Origin of the sequence: Isoptericola halotolerans (genome assembly GCF_003003075.1) — a bacterium.
GTDB lineage: Bacteria > Actinomycetota > Actinomycetes > Actinomycetales > Cellulomonadaceae > Isoptericola > Isoptericola halotolerans_A.
The window spans coordinates 133,378-152,911 of the sequence record NZ_PVTX01000004.1 but is presented as its reverse complement, the minus strand read 5'-3'; the positions used below and the strand labels follow the sequence as shown (position 1 = coordinate 152,911).

The 19,534-nt window shown below is 73.3% G+C and carries 19 protein-coding genes; 11 read left to right on the top strand and 8 right to left on the bottom strand.

The features are described 5' to 3' along the window. Positions 1-7: 7 nt before the first annotated feature. Positions 8-1,585 carry an acyl-CoA carboxylase subunit beta gene (locus BCL65_RS07635; RefSeq protein ID WP_243400861.1) on the bottom strand — a complete coding sequence of 526 codons (1,578 nt, stop codon included), beginning with the start codon at positions 1,583-1,585 and terminating at the stop codon, positions 8-10. A 130-nt stretch (positions 1,586-1,715) separates the two neighbouring features. Here BCL65_RS07635 and BCL65_RS07630 point away from each other — a divergent pair, with 130 nt between their 5' ends. After that, a complete protein-coding gene (locus BCL65_RS07630) occupies positions 1,716-2,594 on the top strand; it encodes a biotin--[acetyl-CoA-carboxylase] ligase (protein WP_106266961.1) in 879 nt (292 codons plus the stop codon). Positions 2,595-2,613: 19 nt separating this feature from the next. Beyond that, positions 2,614-3,648 (top strand): adenylate/guanylate cyclase domain-containing protein, encoded by a 1,035-nt coding sequence (locus BCL65_RS07625; RefSeq protein WP_106266720.1) that lies wholly within the window; start codon positions 2,614-2,616, stop codon positions 3,646-3,648. Here the strand turns inward: BCL65_RS07625 and BCL65_RS07620 are convergent. From BCL65_RS07620 to BCL65_RS07610, 3 genes are all read right to left on the bottom strand, one after another. Further along, positions 3,633-4,442, bottom strand: coding sequence for a crotonase/enoyl-CoA hydratase family protein (locus tag BCL65_RS07620; RefSeq protein WP_106266718.1), 810 nt, complete (start codon positions 4,440-4,442; stop codon positions 3,633-3,635). The two genes, BCL65_RS07625 and BCL65_RS07620, sit on opposite strands and share 16 nt — an antisense overlap. Before the next feature lie 63 nt (positions 4,443-4,505). Beyond that, complete coding sequence (locus BCL65_RS07615) at positions 4,506-4,913, bottom strand: type II toxin-antitoxin system VapC family toxin (protein WP_106266716.1); 408 nt, start codon at positions 4,911-4,913, stop codon at positions 4,506-4,508. Beyond that, positions 4,910-5,170, bottom strand: coding sequence for a type II toxin-antitoxin system Phd/YefM family antitoxin (locus BCL65_RS07610; RefSeq protein WP_106266714.1), 261 nt, complete (start codon positions 5,168-5,170; stop codon positions 4,910-4,912). Before BCL65_RS07610 ends, BCL65_RS07615 begins: the two co-directional genes overlap by 4 nt. Before the next feature lie 99 nt (positions 5,171-5,269). Between BCL65_RS07610 and BCL65_RS07605 the strand changes: the two genes are divergently transcribed. Beyond that, positions 5,270-6,010 carry a class I SAM-dependent methyltransferase gene (locus tag BCL65_RS07605; RefSeq protein WP_106266712.1) on the top strand — a complete coding sequence of 247 codons (741 nt, stop codon included), beginning with the start codon at positions 5,270-5,272 and terminating at the stop codon, positions 6,008-6,010. A gap of 7 nt (positions 6,011-6,017) precedes the next feature. On the opposite strand, the gene BCL65_RS07600 is transcribed toward BCL65_RS07605, so the two are convergent. Then, positions 6,018-6,803 (bottom strand): SOS response-associated peptidase, encoded by a 786-nt coding sequence (locus BCL65_RS07600; protein WP_106266710.1) that lies wholly within the window; start codon positions 6,801-6,803, stop codon positions 6,018-6,020. 108 nt (positions 6,804-6,911) lie between these two features. Between BCL65_RS07600 and BCL65_RS07595 the strand changes: the two genes are divergently transcribed. The 3 genes from BCL65_RS07595 to BCL65_RS07585 all read left to right on the top strand — a co-directional run bounded on the left by BCL65_RS07595 (position 6,912) and on the right by BCL65_RS07585 (position 11,828). After that, positions 6,912-8,141, top strand: a complete 1,230-nt coding sequence (locus tag BCL65_RS07595) for a multidrug effflux MFS transporter (RefSeq protein WP_106266959.1) — start codon at positions 6,912-6,914, stop codon at positions 8,139-8,141. Between the two features lie 77 nt (positions 8,142-8,218). Beyond that, positions 8,219-10,498: an esterase-like activity of phytase family protein gene (locus tag BCL65_RS07590; protein ID WP_106266708.1), complete on the top strand. Its 2,280-nt coding sequence runs from the start codon at positions 8,219-8,221 to the stop codon at positions 10,496-10,498. Positions 10,499-10,592: 94 nt separating this feature from the next. Then, positions 10,593-11,828, top strand: coding sequence for an LCP family protein (locus tag BCL65_RS07585; protein WP_243400862.1), 1,236 nt, complete (start codon positions 10,593-10,595; stop codon positions 11,826-11,828). Positions 11,829-11,838: 10 nt separating this feature from the next. Here the strand turns inward: BCL65_RS07585 and BCL65_RS07580 are convergent, their stop codons facing one another. After that, positions 11,839-12,768 (bottom strand): LysR family transcriptional regulator ArgP, encoded by a 930-nt coding sequence (locus tag BCL65_RS07580; protein ID WP_106266706.1) that lies wholly within the window; start codon positions 12,766-12,768, stop codon positions 11,839-11,841. 73 nt (positions 12,769-12,841) lie between these two features. Between BCL65_RS07580 and BCL65_RS07575 the strand changes: the two genes are divergently transcribed. After that, entirely contained in the window at positions 12,842-13,456 is a 615-nt protein-coding gene (locus BCL65_RS07575) for a LysE/ArgO family amino acid transporter (RefSeq protein ID WP_106266704.1), read from the top strand. A 147-nt stretch (positions 13,457-13,603) separates the two neighbouring features. Here the strand turns inward: BCL65_RS07575 and BCL65_RS07570 are convergent, their stop codons facing one another. Then, complete coding sequence (locus BCL65_RS07570) at positions 13,604-14,815, bottom strand: aminotransferase class I/II-fold pyridoxal phosphate-dependent enzyme (protein WP_106266702.1); 1,212 nt, start codon at positions 14,813-14,815, stop codon at positions 13,604-13,606. A gap of 68 nt (positions 14,816-14,883) precedes the next feature. Between BCL65_RS07570 and BCL65_RS07565 the strand changes: the two genes are divergently transcribed. Beyond that, positions 14,884-15,480 (top strand): DUF998 domain-containing protein, encoded by a 597-nt coding sequence (locus BCL65_RS07565; protein WP_106266700.1) that lies wholly within the window; start codon positions 14,884-14,886, stop codon positions 15,478-15,480. 42 nt (positions 15,481-15,522) lie between these two features. Here the strand turns inward: BCL65_RS07565 and BCL65_RS07560 are convergent, their stop codons facing one another. After that, positions 15,523-16,080 carry a hypothetical protein gene (locus BCL65_RS07560; protein WP_106266698.1) on the bottom strand — a complete coding sequence of 186 codons (558 nt, stop codon included), beginning with the start codon at positions 16,078-16,080 and terminating at the stop codon, positions 15,523-15,525. Between the two features lie 391 nt (positions 16,081-16,471). On the opposite strand from BCL65_RS07560, the gene BCL65_RS07555 reads away from it, so the two are divergent. Genes BCL65_RS07555 through BCL65_RS07545 form a run of 3 tightly spaced genes read left to right on the top strand, consistent with a single transcriptional unit; the run spans position 16,472 to position 19,520 of the window. Beyond that, positions 16,472-17,734, top strand: a complete 1,263-nt coding sequence (locus BCL65_RS07555) for a CpaF family protein (protein ID WP_243400863.1) — start codon at positions 16,472-16,474, stop codon at positions 17,732-17,734. Next, positions 17,734-18,591 (top strand): type II secretion system F family protein, encoded by an 858-nt coding sequence (locus BCL65_RS07550; RefSeq protein ID WP_106266696.1) that lies wholly within the window; start codon positions 17,734-17,736, stop codon positions 18,589-18,591. The genes BCL65_RS07555 and BCL65_RS07550 overlap by 1 nt, the downstream gene beginning before the upstream one ends. After that, positions 18,588-19,520, top strand: a complete 933-nt coding sequence (locus tag BCL65_RS07545) for a type II secretion system F family protein (protein ID WP_106266695.1) — start codon at positions 18,588-18,590, stop codon at positions 19,518-19,520. Before BCL65_RS07550 ends, BCL65_RS07545 begins: the two co-directional genes overlap by 4 nt. Positions 19,521-19,534: the final 14 nt, after the last annotated feature.

Sequence of the window (19,534 nt, the reverse complement as noted above, 5' to 3'; positions counted from 1 at the left end):
CAGACGTTCACAGCGGGATGTTGCCGTGCTTCTTCGGGGGCAGGCTCGCGCGCTTGGTGCGCAGCGCCCGCAGGGATCGCACGATCTGCACGCGGGTCTCCGAGGGGCGGATCACGGCGTCGACGTAGCCGCGCTCGGCCGCGTCCCAGGGGTTGACGATCCGCTCGGTGTACTCGTCGGTGAGCCGCTGGCGCTCGGTCTCGACGTCCCCGCCGTCGTCGGCGACCTGCTTCAGCGCGCGCCGCTGCAGGATGTTCACCGCACCGGACGCCCCCATGACGGCGACCTGCGCCGTCGGCCAGGCGAGGTTGACGTCCGCGCCGAGCTGCTTGGAGCCCATGACGATGTACGCGCCGCCGTAGGCCTTGCGCGTGATGACCGTGACCAGCGGCACCGTGGCCTCGGCGTAGGCGTAGATGAGCTTGGCGCCGCGGCGGATGATGCCGCTGTGCTCCTGGCCGACGCCGGGCAGGAACCCGGGCACGTCGACGAACGTCACGACGGGGACGTTGAAGGCGTCGCAGGTGCGCACGAACCGTGCGGCCTTCTCGGCCGCGTCGATGTCGAGCGTGCCCGCCATGGACAGCGGCTGGTTCGCGACGATGCCGACGCTCTGGCCCTCGACGTGCCCGAACCCGATCAGGACGTTCGGCGCGAACAGCGGCTGCACCTCGAGGAACGAGTCGGGGTCGAGCACCGTCTCGACGACCGCGCGCATGTCGTACGGCTGGTTGTCGCTGTCGGGGACGATCTCGTCGAGGGTCTCGTCGGAGGCCGTGACCTCGAGCTCGCCGCCCTCCTCGGGCGGGAACGTCGGGGCGTCCGACAGGTTGTTCTGGGGCAGGTAGCCGACCAGGTGGCGCACGTAGTCGATCGCGTCGTCCTCGTCCTCGCCGAGGTAGTGCGCCACGCCCGAGGTGGCGTTGTGGGTGCGCCCGCCGCCGAGCGTCTCGAAGTCGACGTCCTCGCCCGTGACCGTCTTGATGACGTCCGGGCCGGTGATGAACATGTTCGACGTCTTGTCGGCCATGACGATGAAGTCCGTCAGCGCGGGGGAGTAGACGGCGCCGCCGGCGCTGGGGCCGAGGATCAGGGAGATCTGCGGCACCACGCCCGACGCCGCCACGTTGCGCCGGAACATCTCGGCGAACTGCGTCAGGGCGGCCACGCCCTCCTGGATGCGGGCGCCGCCGCCGTCGGAGATGCCGATGATCGGCACGCCCGTGCGCAGCGCCAGGTCCTGCACCTTGGCGATCTTCTCGCCGTGCACCTCGCCCAGCGAGCCGCCGAACACGGTGAAGTCCTGGGAGAACACGCACACCTGGCGTCCGTCGATGGTGCCGTGGCCGACGACGACGCCGTCGCCCGGCAGCCGCTTGGCGTCCATGCCGAAGTTGCGGCTGCGGTGGGTGGCCAGGGCGTCCAGCTCGGTGAAGCTGCCCTCGTCGAGCAGCGCGTCGATGCGCTCGCGGGCGGTCTTCTTGCCGCGTGCGTGCTGCTTGGTCCGGGCGGTCTCCTCGGGCTCCGTGATCGCGGCGGCGCGGCGGCGCTCGAGCTCGGCGAGCTTGGCGGCAGTGGTGTTCACGCAAGCGACCCTAGATGGTGGGAAGCGACGAATCGATGCGCGACAGGCCTTGGCACCCCGACGATCTTTGTGGGGACCGCACAACGAGCGCGCCGTGGCGTGGACCCTCGACAGCCGGGACGATGGACCGGTGAACCGTGAACCGCTCGACGTCGAGTCCCTGCGCCGCACCCTCTGCCGCCCCGCCGGCCCGTTGGCGCGGCTCGACGTCGTGGGGGCCACCGCCTCCACCAGCTCCGACCTGGCCGACCGCGTCCGGGCAGGCTCGGCCCGGTCGCCCGCAGCCCTGGCGGCCGAGCACCAGACGGCGGGCCGGGGCCGGGCCGGCCGGACGTGGCAGACCCCGGCCCGCGCGGCGCTGACGGTGTCGTTCCTGCTGCGCCCGCAGATCCCGCGCACGGCGTTCGGCTGGGTACCGCTCGTCGCCGGGCTGGCCGTCGTGAGGACGTTGGCCGTGCTCGGCTGCGACGCGCGGCTCAAGTGGCCCAACGACGTCCTGCTGCCGGCGGCCACGCCCGTCGAGGGGCTGGGCGCGCACCGCAAGGTCGCCGGGGTCCTCGCGGAGGTCGTGCCCGACGGCGGCGCCCCGACCGAGCCGCCCGCCGTCGTCGTGGGCATCGGCACGAACGTCTCGCAGCGGGCCGACGAGCTGCCGGTGCCGACGGCCACGTCCCTCGCCCTCGCCGGCGCCGCCGCCGACCGCACCGCGCTGCTGGTGGGACTGGTGCACGAGCTGACCGCCGCCGTCGGACGCCTGGAAGCGGCCGCGGGCGACGCGGCCGCTGCGGGTCTCGCCCAGGAGTACGCCGCGGCGTCGGCCACGCTGGGCACGAGGGTGCGGGCCGAGCTCGCGGGCGGCGACGACGTCGTCGTGGGCACCGCGGACCGGGTGGCCGACGACGGCGCGCTCGTCCTGGCGACCCCCGGCGGCGAACGGGTGGTCACCGCGGGCGACGTGCACCACCTGCGGGCGCACCCGTCGCCGGACGTCCAGGGAGCGCCCAGGTGACGCTGGCTACAGTGGCCCCGTGACCAGCGACACCCCCCACCAGAGCGCCCCGGCGGTCGACGACGCCGCCGGACGGGTCGACGAGGCGATCCTCGGCGGCCCGCGCACCTACACCCTCGACGACCTCGTGGACGGCACGGGCCTGTCACGAGAGTTCGTCGAGTCGTACTGGCGCTGGCTCGGGCTGCCGGTCACGCGCGGGGACGAGGCGCGGTTCACGGACGCGGACATGGAGTCCCTGCGGGAGATCGGCGCGCTCATCGACGAGGGCCAGCTCGACGAGCAGGCGCAGATGACGCTCGTCCGCTCGCTGGGGCACACGGCCGACCGGCTGGCGCTGTGGCAGGTCGAGGCGCTCGTGGAGCACATCGGCCGCCGGTTCGAGCTGGACGACGTGAGCGCCCGGCTCGCGGCGCTCGAGCGCGTGCCCCGGTTCGCCGACATCCTGGCGCGCCAGCTGGAGCACGCCTGGCGGCGGCAGCTCGCGGCGCTCATGGGCCGGTTCGCCACGGAGTTCGGCGGCTCGCAGGGCGCACGCCCCGTGCCGGACGAGCTGCCCCTGCGGCGTGCGGTCGGGTTCGCCGACATCGTGTCGTTCACCAAGCGCACCGCCGGCCTCGGCTCGCAGGAGCTCTCGGAGTTCGTCCAGCAGTTCGAGGCCCGGGCCCGCGACGTCATCACCGAGGCGGGCGGCCGGGTCGTCAAGACGATCGGCGATGCCGTGCTGTTCGTGGCCGACGACGTCACGACCGGCGCGGAGTGCGCCCTCGGCCTCGCGGCGCCGCACGCCACGGAGCAGGAGATCCCCGTACGGGTCGGGTTCGTGTGGGGCCGGGTGCTGTCGCGATTCGGCGACGTGTTCGGCCCCGACGTCAACCTCGCCTCGCGCATCACCGAGCTGGCCGAGCCGGCCAGCGTGCTGGTGGACCCGCCCACGGCGGCGCTGCTGGCGTCCTCGTCGCGGTACGCGCTCACGGCGCAGGCACCGCAGGAGGTCCAGGGGATCGGCGAGATCACCCCGGTGCGCCTGCACCGCGCCTACACGGCGTCCTGACGCGCCGGGGGGACGTCCGTCCTGCCCGACCGCGGGCCTCTGCCGCCCTGCATGCCCTTCAGTGCTCCCAGCGCGCCCGGCAGCAGCCGGAGCTGCGCGCGCCGTTCGGCGGCGAAGGTACGCCGGTCACCCGCCGACCACCGGCGGTCGAACAGCCGCTTCGCCGCCGCGAGCGCCTCGGGCCGCCGCTCGGCGAGCCGGGCCGCGAGGTGGTGCGCGTCGTCGTACGGGGTGTCCGACGCCGTGCCGGCGAGCCCTAGCGCGACCGCGTCGGTGCCGCTGACCTCGTCGGCGGTGAAGGTGAGCCGCTTGGCGGTCTCGATCCCGACGAGCTGGACGAGCGACCGGACCCCGGTCATGTCCGGTACCAGTCCGCGGGCGGTCTCCATGACGCACCAGCGCGCGTCGGGCGCGGTGACGCGCAGGTCCGCGGCGAGCGCGAGCTGCAGTCCCGCCCCGAGCACGGCGCCGTGCGTCGCCGCGACGACGGGGACGGGCAGGCGACGCCAGGCCCAGCAGGCCTCCTGCAGCGGGTTGGTGCCGCGCCACGTCGGCACGAACGCGCGGGCGGTCCCGCGCGGGTCCCGCGCGGCGGAGCCGAGGTCCATCCCGGCGCAGAAGGCCCGCCCGGCGCCGGAGAGGACGACGGCGCGCAGCGTCGGGTCGCGACGCAGGCGGCGGGCGGTGGCGCCGAGGTCGTGCACCATGGCCAGCGACAGCGCGTTGAGCTTGTCCGGGCGGTCGAGGCGGACGTCCGCGACGCCGTCGGTCACGGTGCAGGTCACGTGGCTCATGGCGGTCAGCGTAGAGCGCCGGCGCCCTGGCGTGGAGCCGACCGGGCGGAGCGACGGCCGCGTTCAGACGCGGACGACTCGCAGCGCGTCCAGCTCGGCCAACGGCGAGAAGTCGTCGTCCTGGGTGACGACGGGTAGGTCGTTGGCCAGGGCGATCGAGGCGATCCAGAGGTCGTTGACGTTGACCCGGCGTCCCGACTCGGCGAGCCTGACGCGCAGGCGAGCCCAGTGCGACGCAGCGGCTGCGTCGACCGGCAGCAGCGCGAGCGGCGAGATCGCGTCCAGGGTGGTCAGTCTGCGAGCGCGGGTCTCGGAGTCCTTGGCCACCAGGACACCGGCCTGGAGCTCCGCCCGCGTGATCACCGAGACGAACGACTCCTCCGGCAGTGCGGTGCCGTCGAGTCGACGGCCGGACGCGGAAGCGATGAAGACACTCGTGTCGAGCAGCCCTTGCGCCTCGGCGGCGGTCACCGGATCGGACCGAGGTCGTCAGTCGTGTCTCCTGCCAGCTCGGCCAGCTCGCTGCGCAGGTCCGGATCGGCCTGGACCGTGCCGAGGAGCTCCAGGAGCTCGGCACGCCGGAGCGAGCGCGGACGGGTCGACCTCACGGGTCCGATCTCCGCGACCGGGGTGCCGTGCTGCGTGACCGTGACGTGATCACCGCCGGCGACCCGTCGCAGGATCTCGGAGGTGTGGTTCCGCAGGTCGCGGCTGGCGATCGTGGTCATGTGCGCGATCGTAGCACTTTGCGCACATCTGCCGACGGCCCGTCCCGCGGGGTGGGCCGGTAGCGTTCCGCACACCGACGGCGCCGACGAGGAGAACCGATGCAGGCCGACCTGTACGACGACTACGCGGACAGCTATGCCAGGGAGAACGCGTCGAGCCTGCTCAACGCGCACTACGAGCGCCCGGCGATGATCGCCCTCGCCGGCGACGTGCGGGGCCGGCGGGTCCTCGACGTCGGGTGCGGCGCCGGCCCGCTGACGGCGGAGCTGCGTGCCCGGGGCGGGATGATGACCGGCCTGGACGGCAGCCCGGCCATGGTCGAGATCGCTCGCCGACAGCTGGGCGACGACGTCCCGCTGCACGTCGCCGACCTCGCGGCGCCCCTGCCGTTCGCGGATGCGGCGTTCGACGACGTCGTCGCCTCGCTCGTGCTGCACTACCTCGAGGACTGGGGCGGACCCCTGGCCGAGATCCGCCGGGTCCTGAGGCCGGGTGGCCGGCTGATCTGCTCGGTCAACCATCCGTCGGTCCGGGCCTTCCACCACCCGACCGAGGACTACTTCGCCACGCGGCCGTACACGGAGGACTTCGAGTTCGCCGGCGAGCCGGTCACCGTCCCGTTCTGGCACCGCCCCCTGCACGCGATGACCGACGCGTTCACCGCGGCGGGGTTCCGCATCCGCGTGGTCAGCGAGCCGGCTCCGTCGCCCACGACGCCGCCCGAGCTCCTCCCGCCGCGCATCGCGACGGGCGAACGGACCGCGTTCCTGAGCTTCCTCTTCTTCGTCCTCGAGGCGGACGGGGAAGGCGGGTCGGGCAGTCCGGTCGGCGCCAGCTGACCCGTGCTCAACCGACGCGGACGACGTCGGGGTCGAGCGGTGCGGGGTCCGGCTCGATGAGACCGGGGTCGTCGTTGCGGACGTTGCCGACGCGGGACGAGATCGGACGGACGGCCAACGGTGCTTCCGTCATGTCCAGCAGGCCGTACGCCTCCTCGGCACCGACGGCCGGGTCGAGCCAGGCGTCCCAGGCGGACCGAGGGAGGATCGCGGGAGTGCGGTCGTGGATGCGTGCCAGCTCGCCGGCGGCGGCCCGGGTGACGATCGTGGTCGAGACCAGCCACCGGTCCGGGTCGTCGTCGGCGCGGCTGCGGTCGCGCCAGAACTCGTAGAGCCCGGCGAACGCCACGACGCCGTCGTCGGCCGGGTGGATCCAGTAGGCCTGCTTGGGCACCTTCTTGGTGGCGGTCGGCAGGTCGAGCCTGCGCCACTCGTAGTAGCCGTCCGCCGGCACGAGGCAGCGGCGCACGCCCAGCGGCTTGGCGAACGCCGGCTTGTCGAGGAGGGTCTCCGAGCGGGCGTTGATCATGCGGGCACCGACGCCCGGGTCCTTCGCCCACGACGGGACGAGTCCCCACCGCGCCGCCTGCAGGGACCGGGTGATCTCGCCCGCCGTCGTGCTGCCGTCCGCCAGGCGTTCGCGGCGTGGGCGCTCGACGACGATCCGGACGTCGTCCGTCGGCGCGACGTTCCAGCGCGGGCCGAGCACGCGGGCGTCCTCGGCGATCTCGGCGATCGCGAGGTCGTCCGCCAGGGCCTGGGAGTCGGTGAACGAGGCATACCTGCCGCACATGTGCCCATCGTCGCGCACGGCACCGACAGCCGCCGGTGGTGCCGGTGGTGAGCGGGCTCACCGGGATTCCCATCGCCCTTCTCAAATCGTTTCGATACGATGGCGGCCATGCCCGACAACCCGACCGCGCCGCCGCGCGCCCGCTCGTCGTTCCGCTGGGTCGTCATGCTCGGGTCGCTCGCGGCGGTCCCGGCCTTCACGGTCGACATGTATCTGCCGTCGCTGCCGGAGGTGGCCGCCGACCTCGGCACGAGCGCCTCGTTCGCCGCGCTGTCGGTGTCGATCATGCTCGTCGGCGGTGCGGCCGGCCAGCTCGTCATCGGTCCCCTGTCCGACCGGTACGGCCGGCGGCGCCCGCTCATGTGGGGACTGGCGATGCACGTCGTCACCTCGCTGCTGTGCGCGTTCGCGCCGAACATCACGGTGCTGGTCGGGCTGCGGCTGCTGCAGGGCTTCTTCAACGCCGCCTGCGGCGTGGCCGCCATGGCCATCGTGCGCGACCGGTTCGTCGGCTCCGAGGCCGCCCGCATCCTGTCGCGGCTCATGCTCATCATCGGCATCGCGCCGCTGCTGGCACCGACGTTCGGCTCGCTCGTCGCGAGCGTCGCCTCCTGGCGGTGGGTCTTCGGGGTGCTCGCGATCATCGGCGTCACCATGGGCTTCGTCGTGTGGCGGTACCTGCCCGAGACCCACCCGGTGTCTCGCCGGCGCGTCGGCGGTGCCCGGACCGTCGTCGGCGGGTACCGCCACCTGCTGCGGGACCGGCACTTCATGGCGCTCGCCCTGCTGCCCGGCCTCGGCATGGCCGTGCTCATGAGCTACGTCGTCACCTCGCCGTTCGTGTTCCAGGAGGTCTACGGGCTCAGCCACGCGCAGTTCTCCCTGCTGTTCGCCCTCAACGGCGTGGGCCTGGTCGGCTCGGCGCAGATCAACGCCAGCCTGGTGCGCCGGGTGGCCCCGATCCGCATCCTGCGCACGTCGCTCGTGCTGCAGGGCGTCGCCGCGGTGGCGCTCCTCGTGGTGGCGCTCACCGGTGCCGGCGGGCTGATCGGCCTGCTCGCGGCGCTCTGGGTCACCGTCGCGTTCACCGGGCTCATCCCGGCCAACGCCTCGGCCATCGCCCTGTCGCGGCACGGGGAGCGGGCCGGCACCGCCGCCGCCGTCATCGGTGCCGTGCAGTCCGGCGTGGCCGGCGTCGTCTCCCCGCTCGCCGGGGCGCTCGGGGGCGACGCCGTCGCCATGACGGCCGTGATGCTGGGGGCCTGGGTCTGCGCCATCGGCGTGCTGGCCATCGCCACGCCCGCGTTCCGGCGCGGCGGCTGGGTGCAGCTCACGTAGTCGCACTTCACCCGGTCGCCCACCAGGCTTCACCCAGGGTTGGGCCGGGCGACGCCCAGGCTCAGTGGTATGGGGCCATGCGCAGAACAGCGAGGTCCGCACCCTTCGTCCGTACCGTCGCGGCCGGCACCGCCGCGACGGTCCTCCTCACCGCCCTGACGACCACCGCCGCCACGGCCACGACCGCCGACCGCCCCGGTCCCGGGCGGCACCACCACCACGAGGTGCCCGTGCTGGAGGGACGCGCCACGCTCAGCGCCGACTTCCTCGCCGACGGGCCGCCGTCGGGCGCCGACGCCTCGCCCGCGAACGGCCGCCAGGGACCCTGGGACGGCCAGGTGATCCCCGGGTTCTCCGCCATGGTCGACAACGGCGACGGCACCTTCTGGGCCCAGCCGGACAACGGGTTCGGCACGCAGGGCAACAGCGCCGACTTCCTGCTGCGCAGCTATCTGGTCGAGCCCGACTGGGACACCGGTGCGCGGCACTCCGGCTCCGGCGACATCGAGATCCTGGACCGCATCGACTACAACGACGCGAACGGTGTGCTGGACTTCCCGATCGTGCGCTCCGGCACCACCGAGCGCCTGCTCACCGGGGCGGACTTCGACATCGAGTCCGTGGTCCGCGCCCAGGACGGTTCGTTCTGGGTCGGTGAGGAGTTCGGGCCGTTCGTCCTGCACTTCGACGCCAGCGGCACGCTCCTCGAGGAGCCGATCCCGCTGCCGGGCGGCCTGAAGTCCCCGCAGAACCCGTACCTGGCCGACGGCGAGGCGCCCGGCGTGCGGGCCAGCAGCGGCTTCGAGGCGATGAGCGCCTCGCCGAACGGACGCTACCTGTACCCGGTGATCGAGAACGCCCTGGTCGGCACCGACGACGAGCGGCGCCGCGTGGTCTACGAGCTCGACACCCGCTCCGGCGAGTACACCGGCCGCACCTGGGACTACCAGACCGACCTGCCGGGCAACGTGATCGGCGACTCGTTCACCGTGGGCAAGGGTCGATTCTGGTTCGTCGAACGGGACAACTTCGACGCTGCCGCGTCGGTGACCAAGCGCGTCTACGAGGTGGACCTGCGCCGCACCGACCACGAGGGCTTCGTGGCCAAGAAGCTGGTGCTCGACGCGCTGAAGATCGACAACCCGCGGGGCATCGACGCCGGCGAGGGCTACGGCCTCGGCGAGACGTTCGCCCTGCCGGTGCAGTCCTTCGAGACGGTCCTGCGTCTGCGCGACGGCCGCATCCTGATCGGCAACGACAACAACTACCCCGGCAACGACGCCCGCGTCCCCGGCACGCCGGACGACACGGAGATGGTCGTCGTCGACCTGGAGCGCCAGCGCACGCGGGACGACGGCGTCACCGTCGTCGGGCACCGCGGCGCGTCCGGGTACCGGCCCGAACACACCCTCGCGGCCTACGAGCAGGCGATCCTGCAGTGCGCCGACTACATCGAGCCGGACGTGGTGGCGACGAAGGACGGGGTGCTCGTGGCGCGCCACGAGAACGAGATCGGTGGCACCACCGACGTGGCGGACCACCCGGAGTTCGCCGACCGGCGCACCACCAAGACCATCGACGGCCGGGAGGTCACGGGCTGGTTCACCGAGGACTTCACGCTGGCGGAGCTGCGCACCCTGCGCGCGCAGGAGCGCCTCGGCGAGCTGCGTCCGGGCAGCGCCGCGTTCGACGGGCTCTACCAGGTGCCGACCCTCGACGAGGTGCTCGACCTCGCCCGCCGCTCCGAGACCTGCGACGGCCGCCAGGTCGGCGTCTACCCCGAGACCAAGCACCCGACGTACTTCGACTCGGTCGGCCTGTCGCTCGAGGAGCCGCTGGTCGCGGAGCTGGAGGCCAACGGCCTCGACTCGCGGCGCGACCCGGTGATCCTGCAGTCGTTCGAGACCGGCAACCTGCGCGACCTCGACGAGATGACCGACGTACGCATCGCGCAGCTCGTCTCGGCGAGCGGCGCGCCGTACGACCTGGTCGCCGCCGGGGAGTCGACGACGTACGCCGACCTCGTCACCCGGCGCGGCCTGCGGCAGGTCGCCGGGTACGCGGACGGGATCGGCGCGGCCAAGGACGTGCTGATCCCGCGCGAGGCGGACGGCACGCTCGGCGAGCCGACGTCGGTGATCCGTGACGCCCACCGTGCCGGTCTCGAGGTGCACGCCTGGACGTTCCGCGCGGAGAACACGTTCCTGCCCACCGGGTTCCGGTCCTCCGGCGACCCGGCCGAGCACGGCGACCTCGCGGGTGAGATCCGGGTGTTCCTCGACGCCGGCCTGGACGGGCTCTTCGCCGACCACCCGGACCTCGCGGTGGCCGCCCTGGGCGGCCACGGCCACTCGTGAGCGCGGCGGACGGCCACGTGAACATGCCGTGAAAGGGGCGTTGTCCTGACTCGCCCGGTAGGCCTGGATAAGACCACCGGCTTAGGGTGACGGTGTGGAGAGCACCAATCCCCGGCACGCAGGACCCCATGCCGGGCACAGGGTCCTGCGATGGACGGCCCTCGGGCTGACGGGCGTCTTGGCTCTCGTCGGCTCGGGGGCGGTCGCGGCGTACATCGATCTGCAGAACCAGATCGAGGTGTCCGACGTCGACGCGCTGCTGGGGCGCGACGGCGCTCCGGAGCCGCAGGCGGAGCCCTCCGAGCCCGAGGACCCGACCGACCCGTTCGCCGGGAAGTCCCTCGACATCCTGGTGATGGGCACGGACTTCCGCGACGCGGCGAACGCCGAGCTGGCCGGCTCGGGGGACGAGTTCCACTCCGACACCACCCTCGTGGTGCACATCAGCGGGGACCGGAGCCGGATCGAGACGATCTCGATCCCGCGCGACTCCCTGGTGGACATCCCCGCCTGCCCCCGCCCGGACGGCAGCACGACCTCGCCGCAGTACGGGGCGATGTTCAACTCCGCGTTCGCCATCGGCGGGGGGCCCGAGCACGACATCACGGCCGCGGCCGCCTGCACCATCCTCACCGTGGAGGCCCTGACCGGTCTGACCATCGACGACCACGTCGTGGTCAAGATGAACGGTGTGGTCGACATCGTCGACGCCATCGGCGGCGTGCCGATGTGCCTGCCGGAGCCCGTCGTCGGCGACGAGCGCTACAGCGACCTCGCTCTCGATGCGGGGCGCCAGGTGCTCGACGGCGAGACAGCCATCCAGTTCCTGCGCGTGCGCAAGGGCGAGGGCATGGGCCTCGAGCTCGGCAGCGACCTGCAACGGATCGAGCGGCAGCAGGCGTTCATCGACTCGATGATGCGCGAGGTCCTCGACCAGAACGTCATCACCGACACCCCGGCGCTCTACCGGATGGTCCAGGCCGCGCTGCGGGCCATCTCCACGAGCCCCGAGCTGGCGAGCCCGCGGGCGCTCGCGGGCCTCGCCTGGAGCGTGCGGAACGTGGACCCCTCGGACATCGTCTTCGAGTCGGTCCCGGTCGTCGACGCCCCCTCGGACCCGAACCGCGTGGTGTGGACGTCGGAGGCCGCCGGGATGTGGGAGAAGTTCGCCGCGGACGAGTCGCTGGTCCCCGAGCCGGAGCCGAGCACCTCGCCGTCGGACGGCGGCGGCAAGGGGAGCGACGACGGAAGCGAGGACGCCGAGGAGGTCAGGGAGGAGAAGCCCTCGCCGTCGCCCAGCCCCTCGCTGCGCGCCGGGGTGTGCGCCTGAGACTCGCCGCTCAGCGCGCGGTACCTGCCGGCGGCAAGACCCGGCGAGCCTGCTCGCGCAACGCGTCGGTGACGCGGTCCAGCACGGTCGACCGCAGGCGCCACTGCTGGAGGTGGAGCGTGACGTCGACGGTCTCGGCGGCGAGCGGGACGACGTCGTCGTCGGGTGCGAGGACGTCGAAGCATGCGCCGTCGCGGGGGAGAGGCCCCCACATGCCCCATCCCATGCCCGTGCGCACCGCGGCGAGGAACTCGGCGGTCGAGGGCACGTGGTGGCGCGGCGGGTCGGGCACGGTGCTGCCCGCCTGCTGCGCGACGGCGCGCAGCCAGCGGTCCTGCAGGTCGTCCGTGCGGGCGAACACGACCATCGGGGCGATGTCGAGCGCCCCGGGCGTCGGGCTGTCGGGGAACCAGCGGGCCACGAAGTCGCGGGTGGCCGCCGGCCGGTAGCGGGTCACCCCGAGCGGTACCGAGGTGCAGCCCTGGACCGGTTCGCGCTGCGAGGTCACCGCCGCCATGACGACGCCGGCCGGCAGCAGCTCGGCGGTGCGGTCCTGGTCGGCGACGTGCACGTCGAAGCAGACGCCGTCGACAGCGGAGAGCGCGGGCATGATCCACGTCGCGAGGGAGTCGGCGTTGACCGCGATCGGCACGGTGACGGGCCGGCCGGTGCTCTCGTCGTCGATGGGGCCGAGCTCGGCCGCGGCCTCCGCGCCGAGCAGCTCCACCTGCCGTGCCAGACGCAGCAGCGTGCGGCCGGGCTCCGTGGGGGTGGCGGGCCGGGTGCGCCGGACCAGCACCGTGCCCGCGGCGTTCTCCAGGGCCCGGACGCGCTGGCTCACGGCCGACGGCGTCACGTGCAGCGCCCGGGCCGCCGCCTCGAACGAGCCCTCGGTGATGACGGCGGCGAGCGCCGCGAGCTGGCCGGAGTCCCATCGCATACCTGAAGTATTGCTTCATCAGGGTCAGAAAGTTTCGTTGGACTTCATTCGGGGGCGTGCCTAGCGTCGAAGGGTGCTCATCTTTCTCGCCGGGCTCGGCCTCGGTCTCTCGCTCATCGTCGCCATCGGTGCCCAGAACGCCTTCGTGCTGCGCCAGGGCGTGCGACGTGAGCACGTGGGCGTCGTGGTCCTGGTCTGCGCGGCCTCGGACGCGGTCCTGTACGCAGCGGGTGGTGCAGGCCTCGGCGCCCTCGTCGAGCAGCACCCGGGACTGGTCGAGGTGGCCCGCTGGGCGGGCGCCGCCGTCGTCCTCGGGTACGGCGCGCTGGCCGCCCGCCGGGCGTGGCGCGGCGGCGAGGAGCTTGAGGCCGCTCGGGACGTCGCCCGGTCCGACGCCGGACGGCGGCTGCGACCGGTGCTGCTCACCGCGCTCGCCCTCACCTGGCTCAACCCGCACGTGTACCTGGACACCGTGGTGCTGCAGGGCTCGATCGCCGCCGGCTACGGCGACGACCGCTGGCTGTTCACGGCCGGCGCGGTGGTGTCGAGCATGCTGTGGTTCGTGGGCCTCGGCTACGGGGCGCGGTTCCTCGCGCCGCTGCTGCGTCGCCCGGGCGCGTGGCGGGTGGTCGACGGCGTGATCGCGCTCATCATGCTGGCGGTGGCGGCCTCGCTCCTGCTTGGCTGACCACACCGAGGTAGAGCGGTTCCCGCCGAGGTAGTGCGGCGCGGCACGAGGTAGCGCCTACTGCGCCGAGGTAGTGCCGTCGTCGCCGAGGTAGTGCAGTGCGGCGCGAGGTAGCACGGCGTGGGGCAAGGTCAGGCGCGCTGCCCGCTACCGCCCGAGCGTCGCGAGGCGCCCGACGGCGTCACGCAGCACCTCGGGACGCTTGACGAACGTGAACCGCACCCGCGAGCGCAGCGCTCGTGCCGCCGTCGACCCCTGCCGGCAGAACGCCGAGACCGGGACGCCCACCACCCCGGCGAGCTCCGGCAGGCGCAGGCACAGGTCGTGGCCGTCCTCGAGACCGAGTCGTGCGACGTGCGCCGCGCCGTCGGCCACCACGAAGTACGTGCCGCGCGGGACGACGACGTCGAAGCCCGCCGCCTCGAGGCCCTCGCGCAGCAGGTCGCGGCGTGCGGCGAGGGACGCGGCGAGGGCGCGCGGGGTCTCGTCGTCGGCGAGCGCCAGCGCGATCGCCGGCTGGAACGCCGAGCCCGAGGTATACGTCATGAACTGCTTGACCGTGCGCACGGCCGTGACCAGCTCGGCCGGGCCGTGCAGCCACCCGACCTTCCAGCCCGTCAGGCTGAACGTCTTGCCCGAGCTCGACACCGTGAGCGTGCGCTCGGCCATGCCGGGCAGCGTGGCCATCGGGACGTGCGTCGCGTCGTCGTAGACGAGGTGCTCGTAGACCTCGTCGGTGAGCACGACGGTGTCGCGCTCGCGGGCGACGGCGGCGACGTCCTCGAGCTCGGCGCGGGTCAGCACGGTGCCGGTGGGGTTGTGCGGCGTGTTCACGAGGATGAGACGCGTGCGGTCCGTGGCGGCGGCGCGCAGGGCCGCCGCGTCGAGGCGCAGGTCGGCGGTCAGGGGGACCGGCACGTGGGTGGCGCCGGCCATCGCGATCGCGGCGGCGTGGGAGTCGTAGAACGGTTCGAGGGTGATGACCTCGTCGCCGGGGCCGGTCAGCGCCAGGATCGCGGCCGTCAGGGCCTCGGTGGCCCCGGTCGCGACCAGGACCTCGGTGTCCGGGTCCACGTCCAGGCCGTAGTGGCGGTGCTGGTGCTCGGCGACGGCGCGGCGCAGCTCGGGGACGCCGTCGCCCGGGGCGTACTGGTTGCGGCCGGCGTCGATGGCGGCCTTCGCGGCCTCCTTGACGTAGTCGGGGCCGTCCACGTCCGGGAAGCCCTGACCCAGGTTGATCGCGCCCGTGCGGTTCGCCAGCACCGTCATCTCGGCGAAGATCGTCTGCCCGACGGCGCCGCTCGGCGCGAGCAGGCCGGTCGCTGCGGCGACCTGGCGCCAGCGCGGGGTGGACGTCATGCGCTCGACCCTACCGACCGTGACCTCCGGCACTTGTCCGGACGGGGCGCGCCGGGAAGGGTGACGGCATGATGCCGATGCTGTGGGTCGCGGCCGTGTGCTGCTGGTCGTTCGTCGTGGTGTTCCTCGTGGACGGGTGGACGCGGCCTGGGTACGCGTGGGTGCGCCAGCCGGTGAGCGCGCTCGCCTTGGGCCGGCGCGGCTGGGTGCAGACCACCAGCTTCCTCGTGTGCGGCACGGCGGTGGCGGCCGGGGCGCTCGTGGGGCGTGAGGCTCTGGGCAGCGGGCTGCTCGCCGTCGTCGTCGGCGTGTTCGGCCTGGCGCTCGTCGCCTCCGGCGTGTTCCCCATGGATCCCATGCGCGGCTATCCACCCGGCACGCCCGACACCACGCCCGAGGAGACCTCGTGGCGCCACCGGCTCCACGACCACGCCGGCGTCGTCGCGTTCGCCGCCGTGCCGTTGGCTGCCCTCGCCGCGGCGTTCGCCCTGCCGGAGGTCTGGTGGAAGGTCTACTCGGGGACGACGGCGGCGCTCGCGGGCGGTGGGCTCCTCGCCTTCGGCCAGGCGTGGGAGGAGGACTCCCGGCGGGCCGGGCTGCTCCAGAAGGCGACCATCGCCGTCGGGTGGCTGTGGGTGGGTCTGCTGTTCGTGCGGGCGGCGTGACCTGGCGTTCCTGGACGGGCGTCCGGCGCGCCCGGCCCTGCCCTAGGGGAGCGCGGCGGGGAACGCCTTGGGCTGCAGCCACCGGACGAGCTGTTCGCAGGGTGCCTGGAGGTCGCCGAGCTGAAGCGTCTCGGGGCGCCCCGAGCGCAGGACGTGGATCCGCAGTGCGCCACGGTGCGTGGACACACCAGCGAGCTCGTGCCAGGGCACGGGGGCCCTGCGGCCCACCTGGATCCCGCACGCGGTCACCACCAGATCACGCCCGAGGTAGCTGATCTGCATCGCGAGGAAGACCCCGGCCAGCACGGCGATGATGACGAGTGGGCCGGTGGCCACGAGCAGAGCCACGGGCCCGAACGCGATCGGCAGGCCGATGGCCGCACCGAAGCACAGCGCGATCGTGCCGGCCGTCAGGGCGATGGCGACGGTGCGCAAGGTCCTCGGGGCCCGGACGACCACGCGCCCGGAGCGGCGCAGCTCGGCTTCCCACTGCTGCGGGCCCGACGCGCCCGCCTGCGGCGCGAAGCCGTCGGCTGCACCGCGACCGGTCGGGTCAGGTGCGGACGAGTGCGGCACGGGCTGTGCAGGCTGGTCCGACATCGTTCTCCTCGCAGGCCGCCGTCCCGGTCCGGTCCGGTACCGAGAGCTGGAACGGCCCAGCGTAGCGTCGATCGTTCCTGGGGCGTCGACCGCCGTCGGGGGCGGCGGTCCGGTCCGCGACCTGCGTGCGATCGCCGCGACGTGTCGCAGCAGGTGCTGCCTGGCATGTCCACGATTCGGACCGCGGTCCGGGGTCGGGGGGGCACGACGCATAGATGCGACATCGAGCGCGCTGACCAGGGATCTTGTCCTTCCGGGAAGGCAGCGGCGACAGGTCGGCGACACCGGGGCGCGGGTCGTCCACAGGGTGGCAGCGGGGCCGTGGCGATGTTCGCTACTCTCGGCGCACCAGGTGGAAGGTCCGGATTGTCCCCGAGGGAGAGGTCTGCCGGTGACCATCGACGTGCCCTTGCGCGACGACGCCACGAGCATCCTGCATCACGAGGTCCGCGAGCTGATCCGTCGTCGTGGCATCGACCCCGTGAGCGACCGTGCCGGTCTCGACCGGCTGGTGGTCGAGGCGGCGGCGGACTACGCCGAGCGCGTGTCGCTCGGCGTCGTGCCGCCGCTGGCCGATACCTCTGCCTCGGTCCGGGCGGTGGCCGACGCGCTCGGCGGGCTCGGCCCGTTGCAGCCGTACCTCGACGATCCCGAGGTCGAGGAGATCTGGATCAACTCACCCGCCCAGGTCTTCGTCGCGCGCCGAGGAGTCAGCGAGCTGACCACCACGCTCCTCACGGCGTCGCAGGTGCGGGACCTCGTCGAGCGCATGCTCACGTCCAGCGGTCGACGGCTCGACCTGAGCAGCCCGTTCGTCGACGCCACGCTGCCCGGCGGGGAACGTCTGCACGTCGTGATCCCGGACGTGACGCGCGAGCACATGGCGGTCAACATCCGCAAGCACGTGGTGCGCGCCCACCACGTGGACCACATGACCCGCCTGGGTGCCCTCACGCCCCACGCCGCAAGGTTCCTCGACGCCGCCGTCCGCGCGGGGCTGAACATCCTGGTCGCCGGCGCCACCCAGGCGGGCAAGACCACGATGCTCAACGCGCTGGCCGGATCCATCCCGGCCGGTCAGCGGGTGGTGTCCTGCGAGGAGGTCTTCGAGCTCCGGCTGCCCGTCCGTGACCACGTCGCGATGCAGTGCCGTCAGCCGAGCCTCGAAGGCACCGGCGAGATACCGTTGCGGCGACTGGTCAAGGAGTCGCTGCGCATGCGTCCTGACCGCATCATCATCGGCGAGGTGCGGGAGGCAGAGAGCCTCGACCTGCTCGTGGCGCTCAACGCCGGCGTTCCCGGCGCCTGCACCATCCACGCGAACTCCGCCCGCGAGGCGATCACCAAGATGTGCACGCTGCCGCTGCTCGCCGGGGAGAACGTCTCCGAACGTTTCGTCACGCCGACCGTCGCCTCGGCCATCGACCTGGTGGTGCACCTCGGGGTGTCGGCGGACGGCGCCCGCCAGGTCCGCGAGATCGTCGCCGTGACCGGGCGGGTCGAGGAGAGCCGCGTCGAGACGGCGCAGATCTTCCAGCGCCGGCCGGCTGCGCTGGGCGGCGACCTCGTCCGCGGCGACGGCTTCCCGCCCGGGGTCGAGCGCTTCGAGCGAGCCGGGATCGACGTCAACGCCCTGCTGGCCGGTGACCGCTGATGGGCGTGCTGATCGGCCTCGTCGGCGGTGTGGGTCTCGTCCTCGTGTGGCTGTCCTGCTGGGAGCCGACGGGATCCCGGGTGCGTCGAAGCAGGCGCAACCAGGTGTTGCAGGACGTCCTGGTCCAGGCGGGCGTCCCGCGCGTCGGGCCGGGCGCGCTCTACGCGTTCAGCGCGGGGGTGGGTCTGACCGTGATGCTGGTGGGCCTCGCCCTGACCCGCTCTCCTGCCATCGCCGGCTGCTTCGCGCTGATGGCCACCGTGGCGCCGGAGGTGCTGCTCCGTGTCCGGGCCCGACGACGGCGCGAGAGCCTGCGGGACGTGTGGCCGGACGCCGTCGACCACCTCGCCTCGGGAGTCCGTGCCGGACTCTCGCTGCCGGAGGCGGTCGCGCAGCTCGGCGAACGCGGCCCCGCAGAGCTGCGCGAGCCGTTCGCCCGCTTCGCCGCCGACTACCGGGCCACCGGACGGTTCGGGGAGTGCTTGGACCTGCTCAAGGCGCGGCTCGCCGACCCGGTGGCGGACCGCATCGTCGAGGCGCTGCGGCTGACCCGCGAGGTCGGTGGCACGGACCTGGGTCGGCTGCTCAAGAGCCTCTCCGAGTTCCTCCGTGAAGACGCGCGCACCCGAGGGGAGCTCGAGGCCCGGCAGTCCTGGACGATCAACGGCGCCCGCCTGGCTGCCGCGGGACCCTGGGTGGTGCTCGCGTTTCTCGCGACCCGCCCGGAGACGGCGCGCGCCTACGACTCCGCCGCCGGCGTGGCCGTCCTCGCGGCCGGCGCCGCCTGCTCGGTGCTGGCCTACCAGGTCATGCGACGGATCGGGCGGCTGCCCGAGGAGAGCCGGGTGCTGCGATGAGCCCCGCCGTCACCGGTGCGCTGCTGGGCCTTCTCGGAGGAATCGGCCTCCTGCTCGTGATCGCCGGCCTGCGTGGCCGCCGCATCTCCCTCGACGAGCGCCTCGCACCTGCCCTGCGCCCTCGGGACGCGTCCTCGGGCCTGCTGCGCGACCACACCGTGCACAGCCCTTTCGGCGTGGTCGAGCGGATCCTCTCCCCGTGGGTGTCCGACGCCGCCCACTGGTTCGAGCGGCTCGGCTCCTCCCGGGCGGATGTCCAGCGCCGGCTCGACCGCGCCGGCCGCGCAGACACCGTGGAGCAGTTCCGTGCCCGCCAGCTCGTGTGGACCGTCCTCGGCCTCGTGGTGGGCCTGGCCGCCGCGGTGCTCCTCGCAGCCACCCGGGGATCGGCAGTGATCCCGCTGGTCGCCCTGGTGCTCCTGGCGGGGACGGTCGGTTTCGTCGCGTGCGACCGCCGGCTCAGCACCCTGGCACAACAGCGCGAGGAACGGATGCTCGCCGAGTTCCCGACCGTGGCCGAGCTGCTGGCGCTCGCGGTCACCGCGGGGGAGGGGCCCATGCCTGCCCTCGAACGAGTCGCCTCCACCGCCCGCGGCGAGCTCTCCGGTGAGATCTCCACGATGCTCGCCGACGTTCGTGCGGGCGCTCCGATCGCCGCCGCTCTGACGGCGATGGCCGATCGCACCAACCTGCCGTCCCTCACCCGGTTCGCCGAGGGGGTGGCGGTCGCGCTGGAGCGCGGCACCCCGCTGGCCGACGTCCTGCGCGCACAGGCGCAGGACGTCCGGGAGTCGGGGCGTCGCGCCCTGATGGAGGCCGGCGGAAAGAAGGAGGTCGTCATGCTCGTGCCGGTCGTCTTCCTGATCCTGCCCATCACCGTCGTCTTCGCCGTCTTCCCGTCCCTGGCCACCCTGCAGATAGGCCTCTGACCCACCGAAAGGTT